The following is a 21,042-nucleotide window of genomic DNA, read 5'->3' on the forward strand; positions in this document are numbered from 1 at the left end:
CCCAACGAGCCGGAAGATTGTCCACGCTTCCAAACTGACAAGCCGGGCCTGCACGCAAAGCTTGCAAGTTGGCCGCGCAGCGACGAAACGCCAGACAGCATTTTAGGAAAGGTTGGACCATGAAGGCCCTTTATCTCGAACGGACCGACGGCCCTGATTCCGTTGCCGTAGCGGAAATCGAAACGCCAGTACCGGGTCCCGGAGAGGTTCGGGTTGCGGTGAAAGCGGCATCGGTCAACCACCGCGAACTGTTCATCACGCACGGTCAGTATCCGGGCATGGTGGTGCCGACCTCTCTGGGTTGCGACGGCGCGGGCGTGGTGGACATGATCGGTGAAGGCGTCACCGGCGTCAGCGAAGGCGACGAAGTCGTCCTGTACCCCGCACGGAACTGGGGGCCCAATCGCCATGCTCCTGCCGCCGATTTCGGCCTGCTCGGAATGCCCTTCGCCGGCACGATCGCGGAATATATCTGTGTCCCCGTCGACAATCTCGCACCCAAGCCTGCTTTCATGAGCTTCGAAGAGGCCGGGGCCATGCCCTTGACGGCGCTGACATCCTGGCGCGCGTTGATGTTCAAGGGGCGACTGGAGGCGGGTGAAACCCTGCTCATCAGCGGTGTTGGCGGTGGCGTTGCGACATTCGGTCTTGCCTTCGCTGTCGCCAAGGGTGCCAATGTCTATGTGACCGGCGAAAGCCAGGACGTGATCGACCGCGCCATTGCAATGGGAGCAAAGGGTGGCCTGCTCTACACCGATCCCGATTGGCGCAAGCAGGTTGGAAAGCTGACCGGCGGCGTCGACGTGGTGCTGGATGGCGCCCCTTCGCCCAGCTTCGCCAACTATGTCCGCGCCATCAATCCGGGCGCGCGCATCGTGATCTATGGTTCGACCGCAGGTAACGAGGTCAAGTTCAACGCCACCGACATCTTCCTGAAAAGCGCCAGCATCGTCGGCAGTCAGGTGGGCGATCCGCAGGATTTCAAGAATATGCTCGCCTTTGCCGCGCAGCATGAGATCAAGCCGGTGATAGAGGCGACCTATCCGCTCGCGCAGGCGAAGGAAGCGCTTCTTCACCTGCGCGACCAGCATAAGTTCGGCAAAGTCGTGGTGACGATGTGAGCGACCTGTTCAGTCTGACGGGTAAGAAAGCGCTGGTGACCGGCGGCGCTCAGGGACTTGGACGCATGATTGCCGAAGGCCTATTGCGTGCCGGGGCGAGCGTCGCAATCACATCGCGCAAAGCTGACGTCTGCGAAGAGGCCGCAAGGGAAATGGCGGCGCTGGGACCATGCATCCCCCTGCCCGCAGACCTGTCGACACCGGAGGCAGCAGTCGATCTCGTCGCTCGCTATCGCGATGCGATGGGCGAATGTCACATATTGATCAATAATGCGGGCAAGACCTGGGGCGGCTCCATCGACAGCTTCCCTGACAAGGCCTGGCCCGGCGTAATGGCGGTGAACGTCCAGACACCCTTTACCATGATCCGTGAGCTGCTGCCCGAACTGGGCGCGGCAGGAACGCCCGGCGATCCTGCACGGGTCATCAACATCGGCTCGGTCGCGGGCATGAAAACGGAACGGCTCCAAGCGTACAGCTATACAGCGAGCAAAGCTGCCGTTCATATGATGACGCGTGATCTGGCGGGTGATCTCGCGGAACGCAATATCACCGTGAATGCAGTCATCCCCGGCTTTTTTCCGACCAAGATGACGGCCCACATGCGCGACGAGGATAATGTCGATCCCACGCTGCTGGCGCATATTCCGCTGAGGCGCCTTGGGACCCCGGAAGATATCGCGGGTATCGTGGTATTCCTCTGCGCGCGCGCGGGCGCCTATGTCACCGGCGCTCAAATCCCGGTTGATGGCGGGGTAGTCGGCTGCGGCTGAAGGGAGTAACCCGTCATGGCGAGAAATGGCAATTTCGTTTTCGTCGGCGGGACTGAAGGTATCGGGCGCGCTACCGCGCTGAATGTGGCGCAACAGGGCGCTTCCATCCTTCTCGTGGCGCGAAGTGCAGATCGCGGCGCGGCTGCTGTTGATGCCATGCTGACCGCAGGGGCGCGAGACGCAGCCTTTCTCAAGGCAGACCTTTCGACGATTGCCGGCGCTGCCGAAGCCGCCACAGCTATAACCGCATGGCGTCCAGCCATAGATGGTCTGATGCACAGCGCGATGAGCGCCTTTTCGGGCAAGACGGTGACCGCTGACAGGCTGGAATTCGCCTTCGCCCTCCAATATCTGGCGCGGGCTATCATCAACCGCCTGTGCTCCGATACGCTGGCGGCATCGGGTGACGGGCGGATCGTCCATCTGGCCGGAGCGGTGCCATATCGCATGGCGCCGCCCGATCTCGACGATTTGCAGTTTGAGCGGCGCAAGTGGGGGTTCTTCAAGGCCATCCTCACCACTCATGTGGAAGGTTTCCTATTCCTGGACGAAGCATCGCGGCGCTGGTCGGATCGTCCCATCGGTCTCTATGCCACCGGCGTAGCTTCGACCAAGACCAAGGCGATGCAGGACCCGGCAATGCCACTCATCATGCGGATGATGGGCTGGTTCGGCACGACGCCGGAAAAGTCAGCCGTCAATGCGACGCGCCTGCTGCTCGATGACAAACGGCCGGCATTGAAGGCCGCGATCTTCAAAAACCCCAAGGCGTTCGAACCCACGCCTTTCGACATGCCTCCACAGGAGGCCGCGCGCCTATGGGATATCACGACCGACATTGCCACCCGCAAAGGAGTGCATTTGCCATGACGATCGACCTTCAAATACTGGCGGATCGCATAGCGATCGAGGAATGCATCTACCGCTACGCCCATCTGGTCGATTCGATGCAATATGACCGCATCGCCAAGGAAGTGTTCACGGAGGACGGCTCAATCGACTTCGGCGGTGCACAGTCAGTAGGCCGCGAAGCCATCCACGCCCAATGCATGAGCTATCAGGGCGCGCTGACGGGCTGTTCGCATAATGTCACCAATCTGGTGATTGAAGTGAGCGGCGACGAAGCCCGCGCCGCCAGCCGAGTCCTTGCCTGGCACTGGTTCGCGCTTCCTGATGCCGATCCACTCCGTGCAACAGACCTTCTGGTGGTGGGGGGGTATGAAGACAGGCTTCGCCGCACGACCGATGGCTGGCGCATTTATGAACGAAAAGGCCTGAATTTCGGCACCGGCATTGGTGCAGGAACCGTGCCTGAACCGATGCGCCCTATCTTAGAAGGCATGAAGGGGCGAACGCCGAGTTGGCCCGCCTGAAAGGGAGGTGGGCACAACGCCCACCTGTTTTTCAAAGTTTCCAGCCGCCACCAGCGACGATCACTTCGCCCGTGATATAGTCGGCTTCGGGCAAACACAGAAGGTAAACGGCGCCCGCCGCTTCCTCCGGTGTGCCAGCGCGACCCAGCGGAATGCCCTTTTCCATAGCTTCCAATATCTCGTCGCTCACACCGGCCTTGATGTCCTGGCCTTTGATGCTGATCGTTGAGCTTCCCGCTTCACCAGCGGTCATGCGGGTCATGATAGCGCCGAAGGCAACGGCGTTGACGGTGACATTATACCGCCCCCATTCCTTCATCACCGTCTTGGTCAGGCCGACGACTCCCGCCTTACCTGCCGCATAACCCGACTGTCCGGCATTACCGCCAAGCCCCGCTACGGAGGAAATATTGATGACGGTCCGGCGCTTGGCCCGGCCATGCTCCGCAATTTCGGCCTTCGCCGCAGCAGCGATCACGGGCTGTGCGGCGCGAAGAATGCGAAACGGCGCGCTCAAATGCACGTCCAGCATAGCCATCCACTGTTCGTCGCTGGTCTTTTGAAGCACCGCATCCCAGGCATAGCCCGCATTGTTGATGATGATGTCAATCGTCCCGAAATGATCGACCGCCGTCTTGACGAACGTCTCACCGAAATCGGGTTGCGTCACATCGCCCACGCACACTACCGCGCGCACGCCCAGACTCTCGATTTCACCCGCCGTTTCCCGCGCCACATCCTCATCCAGGTCGTTCACGACCACATGGGCGCCGGCATTGGCAAGCTTTAGCGCAATGGCTTTGCCGATGCCGCGTCCAGAGCCGGAAACCAACGCGACCTTGCCATCCAATATCTTCACTTTAATGCGTCCCGTTCTTTTATGTAAATCCACCGATGCGCGCATATCCGCCATCGATCACAATGATATTCCTGTCGGGCACGCTTGCCCGGAAGGAAATTTCAGCCCCATGACGCCAGATTTCGGTGCGAACCGTTTCGCCAGGCCATACCGGCGCGGTGAACCGAACCCGCATCTCGGTCAAGCCAGTCGGGTCGCCGTCGCAACATGCATGTGTCAGCGCACGGCCGACGAGACCCATGGTGGCAAGGCCATGCAATATGGGCCGTTCGAAACCGGCCGCTTGCGCCGTGCCCTCATCGATATGCAGCGGATTGCGATCGCCGGTCAGGCGATACAGCATCGCCTGATTGACCGCCGTCGGCAGGTCCAGAACGGTATCCGCAAGCCGTTCCGGCATCTCGGCAGCCCCCGATCCGCTCAGGTTGCGTGCACCACCAAAGCCGCCCGCACCACGCAAAACCCACACTTCCTCCATCTCCGCAATCAGCCGGTCGGTGGGTGTCGTGAGAATGCGCTTCGCCCGCACAAGGGCTGGCTTCCCGACACCCTTGTCGGCCAGATCCGTAATCTCTATCCGGCCATTGACCAACTGCCCCAATTCAAGCGGGCGGAACAGTTTCAGCGTCTGTTCACCATGCAGGATGTGCGGCCAATCCCATCCCAGTTCCGGCGCCATGGGCCAGAAACCGGGTGTGCCCAGCACCAACGCCATCGTCGGCAGCACGGCCAGATCCCGCTCAAAGACCAGGCGCTGCTCGTCTATGCCACCCAACCCGGCACCGACACCGAGCGCATAGAGGATTGCAGAGCGCGGATCGCAGGCATCCTGTGCTTCCGGCACCCGGAAGCTGCGTACTTGTTCGACATTCAGCATCCGGCACCCCCGGCTAAGCCGTCAGGACAGCTTGCGCTCGTCCAGTCCCAATCCACGACCGATGATCTCGCGCATGATTTCCGATGTGCCCGCGAAAATGCGACTGATGCGCGCGTCGGTATACATGCGAGAAATGCGATATTCTTCCATATAGCCTGCGCCACCGTGAAGCTGGACGCATTCGTCCATTACCCGGCCTTCCAACTCGCTCGCCAGCAGCTTGGCGGAGGACGCATCCTCTGCAGTCAGCTCACCGGCATTGAGCAGCAGGACACTCTGGTCGACATAGGTTTGGATCGCGTCCAATTCGGCCCGCATCGATGCCATCTTGAACCGGTTGTTCTGGAAGGCCCCGATCGGTTTCCCGAACGCCTTGCGCTCCTTCACATAGTCAAGCGTGATGTCGAAGGCCGTCTGCGCTGTCGCCATGAAACCGATTGCCGCAACCAGTCGTTCCTGGGCCAGGAATCGCGCCAGATATCGGAAGCCCTGCGTGGGATCGCCCAGCACATTTTCCTTGGGCACCTTCACATCATTGAAGAAAAGTTCGGCCGTGTCCTGCGCCTTCATGCCCATTTTTGCGAGCTTGCGGCCACGTTCAAATCCTTCCATGCCGCGCTCGACGACAAAGAGGCCAAGGCCGTGGCGGCTGTTCGGATCGGTCCGCGCGGCTACCACCACCAGATCGCTGAGGATGCCGTTGGAGATATAGGTCTTGGCGCCGTTAAGCAGCCAATGGTCACCCTTGTCGACCGCGCTGCTACGCATACCGGCAAGATCGCTTCCGGTCGAAGGCTCCGTCATCGCGACAGCCAGAATCTTCTCGCCGCTGACGATGCAGGGCATCCAGCGATCCTTCTGCTCGTCCGTCCCCAGCTTGGCGATATAGGGCGCGACCAGATCATTATGGAGATTGATATAAAAGCCTATGTCGCCGTGGCGCATATTCTCTTCAATGATGATCTGTTCGAAGCGGAAATCATCGATTCCCGCCCCGCCATATTTCTCATCCGCCCAGGTGCAGAGCAAGCCCTGCTCCCCGGCTTTCAGATAGAGTTCGCGATCGACCATGCCCTGCTCACGAAAGCGCTCGGCATGGGCGCCGACTTCCGCCGTCATGAACTTGATGACGCTATCGCGGAACTGTTCGTGCTCCGGTTCGAAAATCAGGCGCCTCATGCTGGCATCGGCTCCTTCACCGTCGCGTCCTGCGCGGATGCGTAAAAGGATTCGCCCTTAGCAGCCTTGTCCCGCAGCCAAGCCGACGGCAGGAAACGGGGGCCATAAAGCTGAGCAAGCCGGTCGGCTTCCTTGACGAAGTTTTCGATCCCAATCGTGTCGATATAGCTGATCGTGCCGCCGGTCCATGTCGGGAAACCCCAGCCGTAGATGGCGCCAAGGTCGGCGTCCTGCGGCGTCTCCAGCACATTTTCCTCAAGGCAGCGAGCCGTTTCCATGGCCTGCGCGTAAAGGTAGCGCTTCTTGAGTTCCTCGACATCCCAGCCATCCTTGACCGGGAAATGCTCCGCCAGCCCCGTCCACAGATGCTTCTTGCCGCCCTCAGGATAATCGTAGAAAGCGCCGCCGGACTTGCGGCCGGATCGGCCGATCTCGTCCTTCATTCGGCGCATAACGGGAACACCCGCCGGCGGCGTATATTTATCGCCTTCCTCGGCAATCGCCTGATCCACAATCTTGAGCGGCAGATCGATCGTCAACTCATCGAGCAGCGCCAACGGCCCGACCGGCATACCGACAGCCTTGGCGGCATTTTCGATCACCGCAGGAGGGACGCCTTCCGCCAGCATTGCCGCGCCTTCATGGATCAACATTTGGAACACACGACTGGTATAGAAGCCGCGGCTGTCATTGACGACGATCGGCGTCTTGCGGATCTGGGCGATGAAATCGAGCCCCTTGGCCAGCGTTTCCTTGCTGGTCTGCTTGCCCATGATCACTTCGACAAGACCCATGCGATCGACCGGCGAGAAGAAGTGCAGGCCGATGAACTGGTCCGGGTGGCGGGATGCCTGAGCCAATTGCGAGATTGGCAGGGTCGACGTATTGGACGCAAATACCACATTGTCAGGCAGGACAGCTTCCGCCTTCTTGGTCGTCTCGGCCTTGATCGCGGTATCTTCGAACACCGCTTCCACAACCAGGTCACAGCCGTCGAGGAGGGCGAAGTCATCAGTCGCCGTAATACGCGCCAGAATGGCATCAGCCTTTTCCTGCGTAGTTTTGCCCTTTTCGACCAACTTGCCTAGAACCTTGGTCGAATAAGCCTTGCCCTTCTCCGCCGTGGGCACATCTCGGTCGATCAGCACGACCTCGATCCCTGCATTGGCCGACACGAACGCGATGCCCGCGCCCATCATGCCTGCGCCGAGCACGCCGACCTTCTTCGCCTCGAATTTGGGGAAGCCTTCAGGACGGCGAGCGCCCTTCTCGGCCGCCTGCTTCGAGATGAAGGTGGTACGAATGATATTGCGCGCGACCGGATCAGTCAGCAGCTTGGCGAAATATTTGCCTTCCACGGCGAGCGCCTTGTCAAAGGGCAATTGCATCCCATGAAAAACGCTGTTGAGAATCGCGAGGGGCGCCGGGCTGTTATAACCAGCCTTCGCGATTCCACCGGCGGCCATCATATAGGCGGCCGAATCCTCGGGCACGGTCATGCCCTTTTTCTGCGGCGGCACCCAGCCCTTGACGTCCCATGCCTTCACTGGATCGGGCCCGGCGGCTAACCATGCCTTGGCCGCGTCGATCAGCTTGTCTGCAGGAACGACCTCATCCACGATCTTCAGCTTGAGCGCTTCGGCCGGAGCAACCGATCGGCCGGAAAGAAGCAGGTCGAGCGCCACCTTCATGCCAGCGATGATACCGAGACGCACCGTACCTCCGGACCCCGGCAGCAAGCCGACATTGACTTCCGGCAGGCCCACTTGTGCCTTGGGATCATCGACCAAAATGCGATGATGACAGGCCAGCGCCAGTTCAAAACCGCCGCCCAGAGCAAGACCATTGATCGCCGCGACCCACGGCTTGCCCGACTGCTCAATCGCGCGATGCATGTCGGTCGCCCGCTTGGAAAAGGCATAAGCCTGTGCGGGAGTCAGCGTACCAAATCCGTTGACCAACTGCTTAAGGTCGGCGCCGGCCATGAACGTCTTCTTGCCCGATGTCAGTATGACGCCCTTGATGCCATCGTCCCCGGCGATCTGTGCCGTCGCCTCCTCCATGTCGGCAATGAACGCATCGTTGACGACATTCATGGCCCCTTCCGCATCAAGGGTCAGGATAGCAACGCCGTTGTCGGCCTTTTCCAGTCGCATAGTCTTCATGGGAATTCCCGCTCTAAAGTTCTTTGTGCGCGCTCAGACGCGCTCGATGATGGCGGCCGTGCCGAGGCCGTTCGCGGCACACAGCGTGATAAGGCCGGTGGCGGCGTCGCGACGCTCCAGTTCGTCAAGAACGGTGCCAAGGATCATTGCGCCGGTCGCGCCGAGCGGATGGCCCATGGCGATCGCGCCGCCATTCACGTTGATCTTGTCGTCGGGGATATTCAGTTCGCGCTGGAAGCGCATGACGACGCTGGCGAAGGCTTCATTCAGCTCCCACAGATCAATGTCTTTCTCGGTCATTCCGCCTGCCTTGAGCGCTTTGCGCGATACCGCTGTCGGCGCGGTCAGCATGATCGTCGGTTCCGACCCGATATTGGCATAGGACCGAATCTTGCCGCGCGGCTTCAGACCCGCCTTCTCACCAAACTCCTTGGAGCCGACGAGCACCAGGCCCGACCCATCAACGATGCCGGAGCTGTTGCCGCCATGATGGACATAGTTCAATTCTTCGATTTCAGGATATTTGGCCTTGGCGACTGCCTCAAAGCCCGCCTTGCCGAACCCTTCGAAGGCAGGCTTCAGCTTGGCCAGACTCTCCACCGTCGTGCCCGGACGCATGTGCTCGTCACGGTCGAGTACGACCTCTCCAAGCACATCCTTCACGGGTACTATCGACTTTTTGAAATAGCCATTTTCCCAGGCATGGGCCGCTTTGCGCTGACTTTCGACCGCGAAACCGTCGACATCTTCGCGCGTAAAACCATCGAGGGTAGCGATGATGTCGGCGCCAATGCCCTGCGGAGCATAATAATTGCCGTATGCCACCGAAGGGTCGGACGTCCATGCACCCGAATCATAGCCCATCACCGTGCGGCTCATGGACTCGACCCCGCCGCCGATACCAGCCTGGATCATGCCCGAATGCACCTGCGCGGCAATCAGGCTGACCGCGTCCAGCCCGGTCGCGCAGAAGCGATGGATCTGCTGCCCCGCAACCGTCTGAGCATAACCCGCCTGCAATACCGCCGCACGGGCGAGCACGCCGCCCTGCTCACCAACCGGCTGCGCCATGCCTATGATCACATCATCCAGCAGAGCCGTATCCAGATCGTTGCGCTCCTGCAACGCGCGAAGCAGTTGCGTCGCCATTTCGACCGAGGTGATTTCATGCAGCGCGCCATCGGGGCGGCCTTTGCCGCGGGGCGTCCTAACATGATCGTAGACATAGGCTTCCATAGTGAATTCCCGACCAGTAAAGCAAAAATCTCTATGCTCGCTCTTGGACCCGGAAGGCAAGGCCGCACCTATCCAACGAAAGGCGCAGAGAGGAGCGATGGCTGCAATCTGATCGCCATCAACAGCTGACCGGCATTTTTAGGAGCGGACATCCGTGGTCACACAAGGCGAAGATTGCGCCCCAATTCGTATCTCTGCAACCACTTTGGGCGATCTGCTCCTCAAAGGATGGGACAAGGCCCCGAACAAGGAAGCGCTCGTTTTCCCGGGAGAACGCAAGACATATGACGATGTCGTCCAGAGCGTCCTGAAACGGGCGCGAGGCCTGAAGGCCCTCGGCATCAAGCGCGGCGATCATGTCGGCATCCTCCTGCCGTCCAGCATCGAATTTGTCGAAACGCTGTTCGCCAACGCAATGTGCGGCGCCGTTTCTGTCCTGATGAACGCGCGCTACAAGGCCCCGGAAATGGCCTATGTCGCGGAGAATGCCGATCTGGCAGCGGTCATCACCAACGACATGGTGACCGAACATATCGATTTCGGCTGCCGGCTGACGGAAGCGTTTCCCGACCTGACCGATACGGTTGATCCGACCGCCCTGACGCTCTCCGGCGCGCCCCTTCTCAAGCGAATTATCATGCTGGGAGGCCGCTCCGCTCCCGGATTCGTTGATCAGGCGACGTTCGATGCGGCGGTCGAGACGGTGAGCGAAGCCGATATCCATGCCTGCCGCCTGACGGTCAGGGTTCGTGATACCGCCATGATTCTCTATACGTCAGGGACATCGGCCAATCCCAAGGGCTGCCTGCTCAGTCACGAAGCCGTCACCCGCGAAGCATCGAATCTCGCTCGCTATCGCTGGTCCTTCCAGCCCGACGAACGCGCGTGGTCGCCGCTGCCACTGTTCCATATCGCCGCGATGCTGTGCATGCTCGGCGCGGTCGACGTGGGCGGCACGTTCATCGGCCAGCCGCACTTCGATGCCGGAGAAAGCCTGAAGCAGATCGAAGAGGAAAAGGTGACGATGATGTTCCTTCCCTTCGTCACCTTCCATCAGGCGATGATTACTCACCCCGACTGGACGAAGGCCGACATGTCCTCGGTGCGCCTCCAGAACAGCTGTTTCGCCTTTATGCCGGAACGCGTGGGTCAGGCTTATCGCGATAAAGCCCCGAATATGTTGCAAGTCGGCACCATGGGCATGACCGAGGCGACAGGCATCGCTACAACCGGCGGCTATGCGATGGACCCGGAAATGGGCTTTAAGAAGCTTGGCTTCCCGTTGCCCGGCATCGAGCTGAAGATCGTCGATCCGGAAACCGGCGAAGAAAAGGGCATCGACGAGCGCGGAGAGATTCTCATCCGGGGCTACAACCTCTTCGACGGCTATTACAAGGACCCGGAAAAGACCGCCCAGGCGCTGGACGCAGAGGGCTGGTATCATAGCGCCGATATCGGCTCCATCGACGAGCATGGCCATGCCATGTTCCACGGCCGGTTCAAGGACATGCTGAAAGTGGGCGGTGAAAATGTCGCCGCCGCGGAAGTGGAAACTGTGCTGGCGACCCATCCGGCAGTCCGCCTTGCACAGGTGGTCGGCCTCCCCGATGAACGATTGGCGGAAATCCCCGCCGCTTATGTCGAACGGGAAGACGGCGTCGAAGTCGAGGCGGAGGAACTGATCGCCTATACCAAACAACGTCTGGCGTCCTTCAAGGTGCCGCGCCATATCCGATTCATAGAGGAATGGCCCATGTCGGCGTCCAAGATCCAGAAGTTCAAACTGCGCGGCGCGCTGATGGAAGAGCTGGGCCTGAAGGACTGAGGCACGGCGCATGGATGCCATCTTTATTTTAGGGAGAGTGAAATGCGGGTGATCATCACGGGTGCTGCAAGCGGCATCGGTAGGGCATGCGCCGAATTGCTGGCGGCAGGCTCCGTGATCCCGGGCGAACACCGGATGCTACTCGCCGATCGCGACGCGGCCAATCTTCAGGTCGTGGCGGACGCAATAGGCCCCGCAGCGGCAACCAGCGTAGTCGATCTCGCCGAGCCTGACTGCGGCGACAGGATGGTCGAAGCGGCGCTCGCGCATATGGACGGGATCGACGCCGTCATCAGCAATGCCGGCATCATCATGGGCGGCGCGCTGGTCGAACTGCCGATCAGCGATTTCGACCGCATTTTCGCCATCAACACCCGTTCGTCGTGGCTGCTGGGTAAGGCTGCCCATCCTCACCTCAAGAAGAGCAAGGGCGCTTTCGTAGCCACCGCGTCCATGTCGGCTACCCAGCCCACGCCCGCGCTCGGCTTTTATTCTTCCAGTAAAGCTGCCCTGCTGATGATGATTCGCCAGCTCAGCATCGAATGGGGGCCGGACGGCATCCGCTGCAACACCGTATCGCCAGGCCCCACCTACACGCCAATGACCGCGGCGGGATATAAGGATCAGTCGCGGCGCGACCAGCGAGAGGCCAACATTCCTCTGCGTAAGCTGGGTTTGGCGGAGGATGTGGCCAATGCGATACTGTTCCTCATCAGCCCTCATGCCGGCCATATCAGCGGCGTCGATCTGTTGGTCGATGGCGGCATGAGCAATATGCTGATGCCTGCGAGCGGCGGCGGTACTGGTCAGAACAAGCAAAGCTGAGATGCGGTCAAACGCCCCCACCCGCAACCAGAGCCATTTCGGGAGGGGGACCGCCCTTGGCCTCCTGCCGGTCGATCAGCAGCCTGGCCGTGGCCATGAGATGGTTCGCCAGGAGCGCAGTGGCGCGATCCGCGTCTCTCGCCAACGCTGCCTCAACAATCTCCGCATGTTCGTGAACCAGATCCCGGTCGCCATCAGCCATCGGCACGGTAAGATAACGGTAACGCTCCGACTGGGCATAAAGCCAATCACGCATTCTAAGCAGCCAGGGACTGTCGCACGCCGCCACCAGAGCATGGTGAAAGGCCGCATGTGCACCGGCATACTCCTCGCTCAGGCGGGACGCCTCCTGCGGATCGCGCGTTGGGGTCTTGCTCAGCCGATGCGCCGCGCTGACGATGGACGCCTCCCAGTCCAGCCCCCCTTTCTCAAGGGCTCGCCTGAGACATTGCCCTTCAATGTCGCTGCGGACGGCGACCAGATCGGTGAGGTCACCAATCGAAATGGGCGCTACCCGAAATCCCCGCGCTTCGTCCTGAATTACAAAACCTTCGGACGTGAGCCGAGACAATGCTTCTCGAACAGCACCAAGGCTAAAGCCCTGAGTTTCGGTGATATCCTTGATATTGATCTTCGCTCCGGGCACCAGCCGGCAAGTCAAAAGATCGTCCCGCAACTGCCGATAGGCGCGTTCGGTCAGGCTCAGCTTTTTTGTCATCGGAACAGCTATATCAGCTTCGCAGACCGTGGCAATTCACTTGGATCTATTTTATAACTTGAAATATATTTGGTGATATCACATGCCGCTCACCAAGCGGTTTCGAAAATTTTCAGGAGGATAGAACATGCGGTTGGCAAAGGTGACAAAGGGTGGGACGGTCGGTCTGGCAGTGGACACGGGTGCGGGCGTCAAGGCGCTGTTCGGTGACGCTGCGCTTTATGATCTGGACGCCCTGATCGCCAGCGGCGGCAACGCTCTGACGGACGCCGGCGCCAAGGTCAGCGCTACGGGTGAAGATGTGAAGGTGGAAGACCTGACCTTCCTGTCGCCCTTGGTCAAGGCGCCCAAGATTATCTGCCTTGGCCTCAACTACAAGGATCACGCGGCCGAGGGCGGTTTCCAGGTGCCGGAATTTCCTACGGTATTCGGCCGCTTCAATTCGAGCCTGATCGGGCATGGCGCTCCGATCATCAAACCGGCCTCCTCCGACCAGCTTGATTATGAAGGCGAAATGGTCGCTGTCGTCGGCAAGGGCGGGAAAGATATCAGCAAGGAAGATGCGCTGTCGCACATCGCGGCCTATTCGGTGTTCAATGACGGATCGGTTCGCGACTATCAGCTCAAGACGCCGCAATGGACCGTCGGCAAGAATTTCGACGATACCGGCGCCTTCGGCCCTTGGCTGGTCACCCCGGACGAACTGCCCGCGGGTGGCGCAGGCCTCAAGATCGAAACCCGCCTGAATGGGCAGGTCGTACAAAGCGCCAACACGTCGGACATGGTTTTCGATGTGGCCGACACTGTCGCTCTCCTGTCCACCTGCTTCACCCTGGAGGCGGGCGACGTTCTGGTGATGGGAACCCCGTCCGGCATCGGCCTTGCCCGCAAGCCTCCGCTGTTCATGAAAGACGGCGATGTGTGTGAAGTGGAAATCGAGAAGATCGGCCTGCTGGTGAACCCCATCAAGGCGGCATGACCGAAAGGCCGGGCACCATTCGATAGGCGCCCGGCCAACGAAGGAGGGAAGGATGAACCAGAAAAGCTCTTCAGGACGCCGCGCCAATGTTTTGGGCGTCCATTCCATCGACCATTTCGCGCTTGAAGTGCCCGATCTGGAGGAAGCGCGCAAATTCTATACGCTCTTCGGTCTCGACGTGCGGGACAAGAATGGCGCGCTCGAACTTTATACGGTCGGCAACCCACATCGCTGGGGCGTGCTGAATCAGGGCGGCGCCAAGCGACTACGTTATTTGAGCTTCGGTATTTATGCGGATGAGATGGAAGCGTTTTCGGCCCATCTCGACAGCTGCGGAGTCAGCAAAATCGATGCGCCCGAAGGAGTTGAATCCAACGGCATCTGGTTCGCGGGTTTCGATGGCCTGCCAATCAATGTGCGCGTTGCCGACAAGGCGACGCCATCGGAAAAAAGCCATTTCACTTTCATCAGCTCGGCACCCGGCGAATCCGGCGCCATTCCCAACAGCAAGGCTCCGAAGGTTCACCCTCGCCGCCTTTCGCATTTCGCCATCTTCACAACTGACGTGAACGCTGCAATCGATTATTATGAAAAGACGCTGGGATTGCGCCTTTCCGACAAAAGCGAGCCGGCCGTCGCGTTCCTGCATGGTGTGCATGGCAGCGACCACCATTTGCTTGCCCTCGTGCTGTCGGACCGGCGAGGTATGCATCACAACAGTTGGGATGTCGGCTCCGTGATGGAAGTGGGCTTGGGCGGCGCGACCATGGCGCGGGCAGGCTATGGCCCTAATTGGGGCTTGGGCCAGCATGTGCTGGGCGCCAATTATTTCTACTATGTGCGCGACCCATGGGGCAGCTTCAGCGAATATTCGGCCGATATCGACTTCATTCCGTCTGACGTCGACTGGCCGTCAGCCAATCATGCGCCCGAAGACAGCATGTTCCTGTGGGGGCCTGATCCGTTTCCCGAATTCATCCAGAACACCGAACCGGCGGAGGCCTGATTTTCATGACCACATTCGTTCTTCTTCACGGCGGCGGCATGGGCGGCTGGACATGGAAATATGTCCGTGAACTGCTGGAAGCCAAGGGACACAAGGTCTATACGCCGACATTCACCGGCTTTGGCGAGCGTGAGCATCTGATCGGCCGTGATGTGGGCAATGCGACTCATGTGCGCGACATCGTGAATGTCTTCAAATATGAGGATCTGCACGACGTCGTGCTGGTAGCGCACAGCTATGCCGGCACCGTCGCGCCCGGCGTCATCGCCGAGGTGGGCGACCGCATCGCCAAGGTCATTTATCTCGACGCCATCATACCCCGGTCGGGCGAACGTATCGCCTCCCTCATGGGCTACGTTCCCGAAGACCAACTCGCCGCACTGGACGCGATGCTGGAAGCGGGCGAAGGTCCCATCGGTTCAGGCGTGCACGAAATGCAGCGCGCCGCCGCCAAGGATCACCCGCACCTCATGGACCCGGCGCGCGAAAAATGGCTGCTCGACAATCTGTCGGACCAGCCGATGAAGGCGACGGCCTGCGTCATCTCCGTGGGCGCCGAAACGATCGCGAAGCCTGTCGATTACATCGCGGCGGCCGTCACCGTCATGACCGCCATGCACGATCGGGCGCGGGAACTTGGCTGGACCGTCCATGACCATCCGGGCGACCATGCCCTGCTGGTTGGAGATCCCGAAGGCACGGTCGACCTCATCCTGAAGATCGCCGGCGCGGGAGCCAAGGCATGAACGCGGCGGAACTGTTCTCGGTAAAGGATCGCGTCGCCATCATCACCGGCGGCTCGACCGGAATCGGCCGGCACATCGCCACTGGCTTCGCTGCCGCGGGCGCAAAGGTCTATATCTGCGCCCGGACGGAAGCCAAGGTGATGTCGGCGGCGGCAGAGATTTCCGCGACTACGGGCGGCAATTGCACCGGCCTTGTTGCCGACTTGTCGACCCTTGCCGGGATCGACGCACTGGTCACGGCCGTCTCCGCGCGGGAAAGCGCCGTCCACGTCCTTGTGAACAATGCCGGGACCATGGCGGACGCATCCATCGACGAATATGGCGAGAGCGAATGGGATCCGGTCATCGACCTGAACCTCAAGGCGCCTTTCTTCACGCTCCAGAAATTCCTGCCGTTGCTTCGCGCGGGCGGAACGGCGGAACGGCCCGCATCGATCATCAATATCGGATCAGTTGGTGCCCTGAAGGTGGGGCCGAAGGAAAACTACGCCTATCAGGCCTCGAAAAGCGCCATTCACTGGATGGCGAAGTCGCTCGCCAAGCGGCTTGGCCGCGACAACATCACCGCCAATGTGATCGCCCCTGGCTTCTTCGAATCCGAAATGACGGTCATCTCATCCGATGAAATGCGCAAGATGGTGGTATCCATGGTCCCACGCGGCCGCGTTGGTACGCCGGAGGATCTGGCAGGCACGGCCATCTATCTGGCGTCGCGCGCAGGCGCCTATGTCACCGGATCGGTCATCCCCGTAGAGGGTGGATTGTCGATCTGACATTAAACAGCTTCATTGCGTAGCATCAGTGGCGCGATACATGTGCCGGTTCCCGATCAGTGGGGAATGATGATGGACCGGATGCTTGGCTTCTACCAACGGCCTGCCCTATAGTCCGATAGGTTCGCAATGCGACCGACAGGGGCTTAGTCGAAGCGCTATTAACGGGAATGACAATGGATTTTTCACTCACCGAAGAACAGCAGGCATTCAGGGACATCGTTCGCCGCTGGGTCGATGCGGAAGCGCCCAAGGACTGGATGCGGACGCTGGAAGCCGACGAAGAAAACTATCCCTATGCACTGTGGGACAAGATCGCGGAGCAGGGATTTTTCGGCATAGGCATTCCTGAGGAATATGACGGGCTGGGTGGCGACGTCATGATGCAGATGATCTTCGCCCGCGAATTTGCGCGAACGGCGGGCGGTCTGCTGTGGGTCTGGGGCCTTACCTCATTCGGCGGCGCGAAGACGATCGGCGCGGTCGGCACGGAAGAGCAGAAAAATCGCTGGCTGCGCCCCATGGCGCAGGGCAAGCTCCGCGTCGCGCTGTCGATGACCGAGCCCGATGGCGGCACCGACGTTCTGGGCGCGATGAAGACCCACGCAGAAAAGGTCGATGGCGGCTGGAAACTCAACGGCGCCAAGATGTGGACGACAGGCGCCAAGGCCGCCGATCGCCTGCTCGTCCTCGCGCGCACCGACAAAAATGTCGAGAAGAAGCATCATGGCCTTACCATGTTCTTCGTCGATGCGAAGGCGCCCGGCATCACCGCCTCGCTTCTTCCCAAGCTGGGCATGCGAGCCATGGGTTCGTGCGAGGTTCATTATGAGGATGTCTTCGTCCCCGACGAAGATGTTCTGGGCGAGCCCGGCCAGGCCTGGTATGCGATGCTGCCTACGCTCAACAATGAACGGATCATGGTCGGGGCGCAGTGCCTGGGCGCGATCGATGGCGTACTGGAAGATGCGGTGGAGTATATGCTGCAACGCAAGGCGTTCGGCGGCATCATCGGACGCTTCCAGATTCTGCAACATTATGTGGCGGACATCGCGACCTGGCAGAAGCTCACCGAACTGCTGCTTTACAATGTTGCATGGATGCAGAGCAACGGCATGCCCTGCGGCATCGAAGCGAACATGCTCAAGATGGTCGCTACCGAAAATGCCGTGAAGGCCGCGGATCTGGGCATTCAGATTCTGGGCGGCATGGGCTATTCGGCGGAAACCGACATGCAGCGTTACTGGCGCGATCACCGAATCCTGCGAATGACGCCGATCAGCAACGAAATGGTGCGCAATACAATCGCCGAGAGCCTCGGCCTGCCGCGCTCCTTCTAAGGAACTGCCATGAGCGATCTTGACGATCTTCCTCCTGCCCCGGACGCCGCTGGCACTTCGCTGGATGGCACAAAGGTCTTTGTCATCACGGCCGAGGAAAACGCCGCCTTGTGCCGTTCGACCGGGATAGAGCCCGCCACCGACGGAACCGCGCACCCGATCTATTATTACATCGCGACGCAGGTCGCGATGGGCAAGACGGTTGCCGGCGTGTGCGAGGCGTGCGAATTCGATGTCGAGGACGGCCCGATGATGGGTAGCAGCGGCGTGCGCTTCGACGCTCCCCTTAAGGTGGGGGAAAGCTATAAGGTGACAGGCGAAATCCTCAGTCTCGTCCGCAAGCGCAGCCGCAAGCTTGGTGTCATGGACGTGCTCACCTATCGCCTGCGCCTGCACTTGCTCGATGGGACCAGAGTGCTTGAAACCGACAATGTGTGGGTCCTGCCCCGCAAGGAGTTCGCCGCATGAGCTACGCTATCGGAGACGCACTGCCGCCCTTCACGATCGAAAGCGTCAGCCCCGAGGCCATGAAGCAATGGGCCGTGTTCCTTGCCGATCCAAACCCCATTCATCTCGATGTCGAGGTGGTGAAGGCGAAGGGGCTAGGCGACCGGGTCATCAATCAAGGGCCGATCAACGTCGCCTATATGATGAACATGCTGATGCGCGCCTTTCCCGGCGGCCGGATCAAAACGATGGATTCGCGCTTTCTGGACAATGTCTATGGCGGCGACCGCGCGGTGGTGACAGGCAAGGTCGCGGCCATCGACGGCAATGTCGTGACCTGCGAATTTACGTTGGATGTCGATGGCCGGGGCACGGTCAATTCCGGCACGGCGATCGTGGAAATCTGAGAGATACGAGGAGAAAGTAAATGCCTAGCGGACCTTTTGCCCATGTTTGCATGGTCGTCCGAGACCTGGATAAGGCGATTGAAGACTGGACCAAGATCCTGCGCGTGCTTGATCCCGCATCGCTGGAAGAACGCATCGTGAAATATGACGAGTTCTCCAGCGGCGATGACGCGGGCATGAAATGGGCTACGTTCGTCAACAATGGCGGCACGGAAATCCAGTTCATCCAGCCCGCCCCCGGCACGCCCATGGGCGACCGCCTGGAGAAGGTCGGTGAGCATGTTCATCACCTCTGTTATGCGACCGACGATGTGCCCGGCTCGATGGAAAAGCTGAAGGCGGAAGGATTGCACCTGCCCGGCGGTGGCCAGACCTATAATGATCCGGACATGACCTGGCAGAAGTGGAGCTGGGTCGGCCACAAGAGCACTCATGGCTGCCTGATCGAGGTTGCTTCGCCCTATGAAAGCCGCAACGACGGCAAATGGCACCATGCACCCGGGAAATTCGCCTATAAAGGCCCCGGTGAACATCCCTCGTTCGCCGAAATGGTGCCGCCAGTCGCTGCTGAGTAAGTGCACGGTTCCGGCATGATAACGCCAAAGCGGATAAGCCTGCCGGGTGACGGACTGGAGATGGTTGCGGACGCCTATGGCGACCCGGCCGCTCCGGCCGTCTGCTTTTTCCACGGGGGGGGGCAAAGTCGCCGGTCATGGGCAGGCTCGGCCCGGCACGTTGCACAAGCGGGCTATTATGGCCTGACATTCGATCTGCGCGGCCATGGCGACAGCGGCTGGGCCAGCGATGGCGACTATCTGCTGGAAGCCTATGGCCGCGATGTCGAAGCCATCATCCAGGCCATCGAAGGACCGCTTGCCCTGGTGGGCGCATCACGCGGTGGTCAATCGGCCCTGGTGGGTGGCTCGCACCATCCCGACCGGGTTCGCCTCATCATGCTGGCCGACGTCGCGCCCTATATGGTCGATACGGGAGTGGACGAAATTCGCGGCTTCTTCCGCGCAAGCGATTCCGGCTTCGCATCGCTTGAGGATGCCGCCGACGCGCTACACGTCCATCTTGGCCAGCCCCGCCTTCCCAACGTCTCCGGCCTTGCCAAATCGATGCGCGAGGAAGATGGTCGCCTGTTCTGGCACTGGGATCCGCGCACGACTGCGCCGGAATTTCTCCATCCTCCCTCGGAAGGAGAGACGCTTATTGCGGCAGCTCGCCGCGTCAAATCGCCGCTGATTCTCGTGAAGGCGGAACTGAGCGACATCGTTTCGGACGAAAGCGTCAAGCGCTTCCATGCGCTCACCCCGCAATTGCACGTCGAGATCGCCCGTGGCGTGGGCCACATGTTCACCGGGGACCGCAACGACGCTTTTGCCGAGCGCCTGCTGCACCACCTTGCTATCCACATGCCACTATGAACAAGGGCGCGGCCTTTGTGGTTGGTGGGACGGGTGGCCTTGGCAGCGCCATCTGCCGCCGCCTGTCAACCGAATGGGACAATATCGCCATCGGCTATCGTTCCAGCCGCGAGAAAGCGCTGGCGGTCGCGGCATCCTTGCAGAATGGCATCGGTCAGGCGCTTCCCGTTTCCTGCGATCTATCCAACCGCGACTCCATAGAAGCGGGCATCCGCGCGACCGTCGATCGGTTCGGCACCATCGGCACCATGATCTTTGCCAGCGGGGTCGAGATACCCCAGCCTTTCGTCAGCAAGATCAGCGAAGAGCAATGGCGCGAAGTGATCGAGATCGAACTGATCGGCTTTACCCGCATCGTGTCTGCAACCCTTCCCCATTTCCGTACCCAGGGTTTCGGCAATTTCGTCGCGGTCGTTTCGGTCGCCAATTACTGCTTCCCGCCCGGTGATGCCCTTTCCTCCGTTCCCAAGGCAGGGATGGAAGCATTGGGCCGCGCGGTCGCCAAGGAGGAAGGCCGCTATGGCATTCGGGCCAATATGGTCGCGCCGGGGATCATCGATGCCGGTTTGGGCGCCGATTTCCTCAAGTCGCTTTATTCACCTGAAATATGGGAAACGCAGCGCAAGCGCATAGCCTTGCAATGTTTCGGTAGTGGTGAAGATATCGCTGAATCCGTGGCTTTCCTGGCTTCCGACAAGGCGAAATATGTGACCGGTCAAACCTTGATCGTCGATGGAGGCTTCAGCCTCTAAAAGCCGGCATTGCCGTGACATTATCGCAAGTTCGGGAATTCAGTTCGGGCCAGCTTACGCTACATGGTTGCGCTGCCGCCTGAAGCGTTTTGGGTATCTCCCTAGCGCATACGCCCGCCAGCAGGCGAATAGTACGCTTTCAGATCGCGCAGAGCCTTAATAGAGGCGTAGACGGTTGATCGATCCCTATCCAAAAGCTTGCTGGCCCGGC

General features: G+C 60.2%; 22 protein-coding genes. 16 read left to right on the forward strand and 6 right to left on the reverse strand.

Annotated elements, in window-relative coordinates; translation table 11 throughout:
- Positions 1–119 precede the first annotated feature (119 nt).
- Genes ATN00_RS17550 through ATN00_RS17565 form a run of 4 tightly spaced genes read left to right on the forward strand, consistent with a single transcriptional unit; the run spans position 120 to position 3,267 of the window.
- Positions 120–1,121 carry a quinone oxidoreductase family protein gene (locus ATN00_RS17550; protein ID WP_062067025.1) on the forward strand — a complete coding sequence of 334 codons (1,002 nt, stop codon included), beginning with the start codon at positions 120–122 and terminating at the stop codon, positions 1,119–1,121.
- Positions 1,118–1,894 carry an SDR family oxidoreductase gene (locus ATN00_RS17555; RefSeq protein ID WP_062067028.1) on the forward strand — a complete coding sequence of 259 codons (777 nt, stop codon included), beginning with the start codon at positions 1,118–1,120 and terminating at the stop codon, positions 1,892–1,894. Before ATN00_RS17550 ends, ATN00_RS17555 begins: the two co-directional genes overlap by 4 nt.
- A 15-nt stretch (positions 1,895–1,909) precedes the next feature.
- On the forward strand, positions 1,910–2,764 hold the full coding sequence (locus ATN00_RS17560) for an SDR family NAD(P)-dependent oxidoreductase (RefSeq protein WP_062067031.1): 855 nt from the start codon (positions 1,910–1,912) through the stop codon (positions 2,762–2,764).
- Positions 2,761–3,267, forward strand: a complete 507-nt coding sequence (locus tag ATN00_RS17565; protein WP_062067034.1) for a nuclear transport factor 2 family protein — start codon at positions 2,761–2,763, stop codon at positions 3,265–3,267. Before ATN00_RS17560 ends, ATN00_RS17565 begins: the two co-directional genes overlap by 4 nt.
- Positions 3,268–3,298: 31 nt before the next feature.
- On the opposite strand, the gene ATN00_RS17570 is transcribed toward ATN00_RS17565, so the two are convergent.
- The 5 genes from ATN00_RS17570 to ATN00_RS17590 are packed head-to-tail and all read right to left on the reverse strand — an operon-like array spanning position 3,299 to position 9,583.
- Entirely contained in the window at positions 3,299–4,126 is an 828-nt protein-coding gene (locus ATN00_RS17570) for an SDR family NAD(P)-dependent oxidoreductase (protein ID WP_082635239.1), read from the reverse strand.
- A 19-nt stretch (positions 4,127–4,145) separates the two neighbouring features.
- Complete coding sequence (locus ATN00_RS17575) at positions 4,146–5,003, reverse strand: MaoC family dehydratase (RefSeq protein WP_062067037.1); 858 nt, start codon at positions 5,001–5,003, stop codon at positions 4,146–4,148.
- Between the two features lie 21 nt (positions 5,004–5,024).
- Complete coding sequence (locus ATN00_RS17580) at positions 5,025–6,182, reverse strand: acyl-CoA dehydrogenase family protein (protein ID WP_062067039.1); 1,158 nt, start codon at positions 6,180–6,182, stop codon at positions 5,025–5,027.
- Complete coding sequence (locus ATN00_RS17585) at positions 6,179–8,347, reverse strand: 3-hydroxyacyl-CoA dehydrogenase NAD-binding domain-containing protein (RefSeq protein ID WP_062067042.1); 2,169 nt, start codon at positions 8,345–8,347, stop codon at positions 6,179–6,181. The genes ATN00_RS17580 and ATN00_RS17585 overlap by 4 nt, the downstream gene beginning before the upstream one ends.
- A gap of 33 nt (positions 8,348–8,380) precedes the next feature.
- A complete protein-coding gene (locus tag ATN00_RS17590) occupies positions 8,381–9,583 on the reverse strand; it encodes an acetyl-CoA C-acetyltransferase (RefSeq protein ID WP_062067045.1) in 1,203 nt (400 codons plus the stop codon).
- A gap of 154 nt (positions 9,584–9,737) precedes the next feature.
- Between ATN00_RS17590 and ATN00_RS17595 the strand changes: the two genes are divergently transcribed.
- Complete coding sequence (locus ATN00_RS17595; RefSeq protein ID WP_062067048.1) at positions 9,738–11,408, forward strand: class I adenylate-forming enzyme family protein; 1,671 nt, start codon at positions 9,738–9,740, stop codon at positions 11,406–11,408.
- A 42-nt stretch (positions 11,409–11,450) separates the two neighbouring features.
- Entirely contained in the window at positions 11,451–12,233 is a 783-nt protein-coding gene (locus tag ATN00_RS17600) for an SDR family NAD(P)-dependent oxidoreductase (protein ID WP_062067052.1), read from the forward strand.
- Between the two features lie 7 nt (positions 12,234–12,240).
- Here the strand turns inward: ATN00_RS17600 and ATN00_RS17605 are convergent, their stop codons facing one another.
- Positions 12,241–12,951 carry an FCD domain-containing protein gene (locus ATN00_RS17605; RefSeq protein WP_062067055.1) on the reverse strand — a complete coding sequence of 237 codons (711 nt, stop codon included), beginning with the start codon at positions 12,949–12,951 and terminating at the stop codon, positions 12,241–12,243.
- Positions 12,952–13,078: 127 nt separating this feature from the next.
- Between ATN00_RS17605 and ATN00_RS17610 the strand changes: the two genes are divergently transcribed.
- The 10 genes from ATN00_RS17610 (at position 13,079) to ATN00_RS17655 (ending at position 20,831) form a co-directional block, all read left to right on the forward strand.
- Positions 13,079–13,930 (forward strand): fumarylacetoacetate hydrolase family protein, encoded by an 852-nt coding sequence (locus ATN00_RS17610; protein ID WP_062067058.1) that lies wholly within the window; start codon positions 13,079–13,081, stop codon positions 13,928–13,930.
- Between the two features lie 52 nt (positions 13,931–13,982).
- Entirely contained in the window at positions 13,983–14,936 is a 954-nt protein-coding gene (locus ATN00_RS17615; RefSeq protein WP_062067061.1) for a VOC family protein, read from the forward strand.
- Positions 14,937–14,941: 5 nt separating this feature from the next.
- Positions 14,942–15,682 (forward strand): alpha/beta fold hydrolase, encoded by a 741-nt coding sequence (locus ATN00_RS17620; RefSeq protein WP_082635241.1) that lies wholly within the window; start codon positions 14,942–14,944, stop codon positions 15,680–15,682.
- Positions 15,679–16,455 (forward strand): SDR family oxidoreductase, encoded by a 777-nt coding sequence (locus tag ATN00_RS17625; protein ID WP_062067064.1) that lies wholly within the window; start codon positions 15,679–15,681, stop codon positions 16,453–16,455. Before ATN00_RS17620 ends, ATN00_RS17625 begins: the two co-directional genes overlap by 4 nt.
- Before the next feature lie 176 nt (positions 16,456–16,631).
- The gene (locus ATN00_RS17630; RefSeq protein ID WP_062067067.1) at positions 16,632–17,795 is read left to right on the forward strand and encodes an acyl-CoA dehydrogenase family protein; all 1,164 of its coding nucleotides are present in this window, start codon (positions 16,632–16,634) and stop codon (positions 17,793–17,795) included.
- A 9-nt stretch (positions 17,796–17,804) separates the two neighbouring features.
- Entirely contained in the window at positions 17,805–18,263 is a 459-nt protein-coding gene (locus ATN00_RS17635) for a hypothetical protein (RefSeq protein WP_062067070.1), read from the forward strand.
- Positions 18,260–18,649 carry a MaoC family dehydratase gene (locus tag ATN00_RS17640; protein WP_062067074.1) on the forward strand — a complete coding sequence of 130 codons (390 nt, stop codon included), beginning with the start codon at positions 18,260–18,262 and terminating at the stop codon, positions 18,647–18,649. The genes ATN00_RS17635 and ATN00_RS17640 overlap by 4 nt, the downstream gene beginning before the upstream one ends.
- 20 nt (positions 18,650–18,669) lie before the next feature.
- Complete coding sequence (locus tag ATN00_RS17645; protein ID WP_231746323.1) at positions 18,670–19,224, forward strand: VOC family protein; 555 nt, start codon at positions 18,670–18,672, stop codon at positions 19,222–19,224.
- 15 nt (positions 19,225–19,239) lie between these two features.
- The gene (locus ATN00_RS17650; RefSeq protein ID WP_062067077.1) at positions 19,240–20,079 is read left to right on the forward strand and encodes an alpha/beta fold hydrolase; all 840 of its coding nucleotides are present in this window, start codon (positions 19,240–19,242) and stop codon (positions 20,077–20,079) included.
- Positions 20,076–20,831: an SDR family NAD(P)-dependent oxidoreductase gene (locus ATN00_RS17655; RefSeq protein WP_062067080.1), complete on the forward strand. Its 756-nt coding sequence runs from the start codon at positions 20,076–20,078 to the stop codon at positions 20,829–20,831. Before ATN00_RS17650 ends, ATN00_RS17655 begins: the two co-directional genes overlap by 4 nt.
- Positions 20,832–21,042 lie beyond the last annotated feature (211 nt).

Source organism: Sphingobium baderi (genome assembly GCF_001456115.1).
Taxonomy (GTDB): Bacteria; Pseudomonadota; Alphaproteobacteria; order Sphingomonadales; family Sphingomonadaceae; genus Sphingobium; species Sphingobium baderi_A.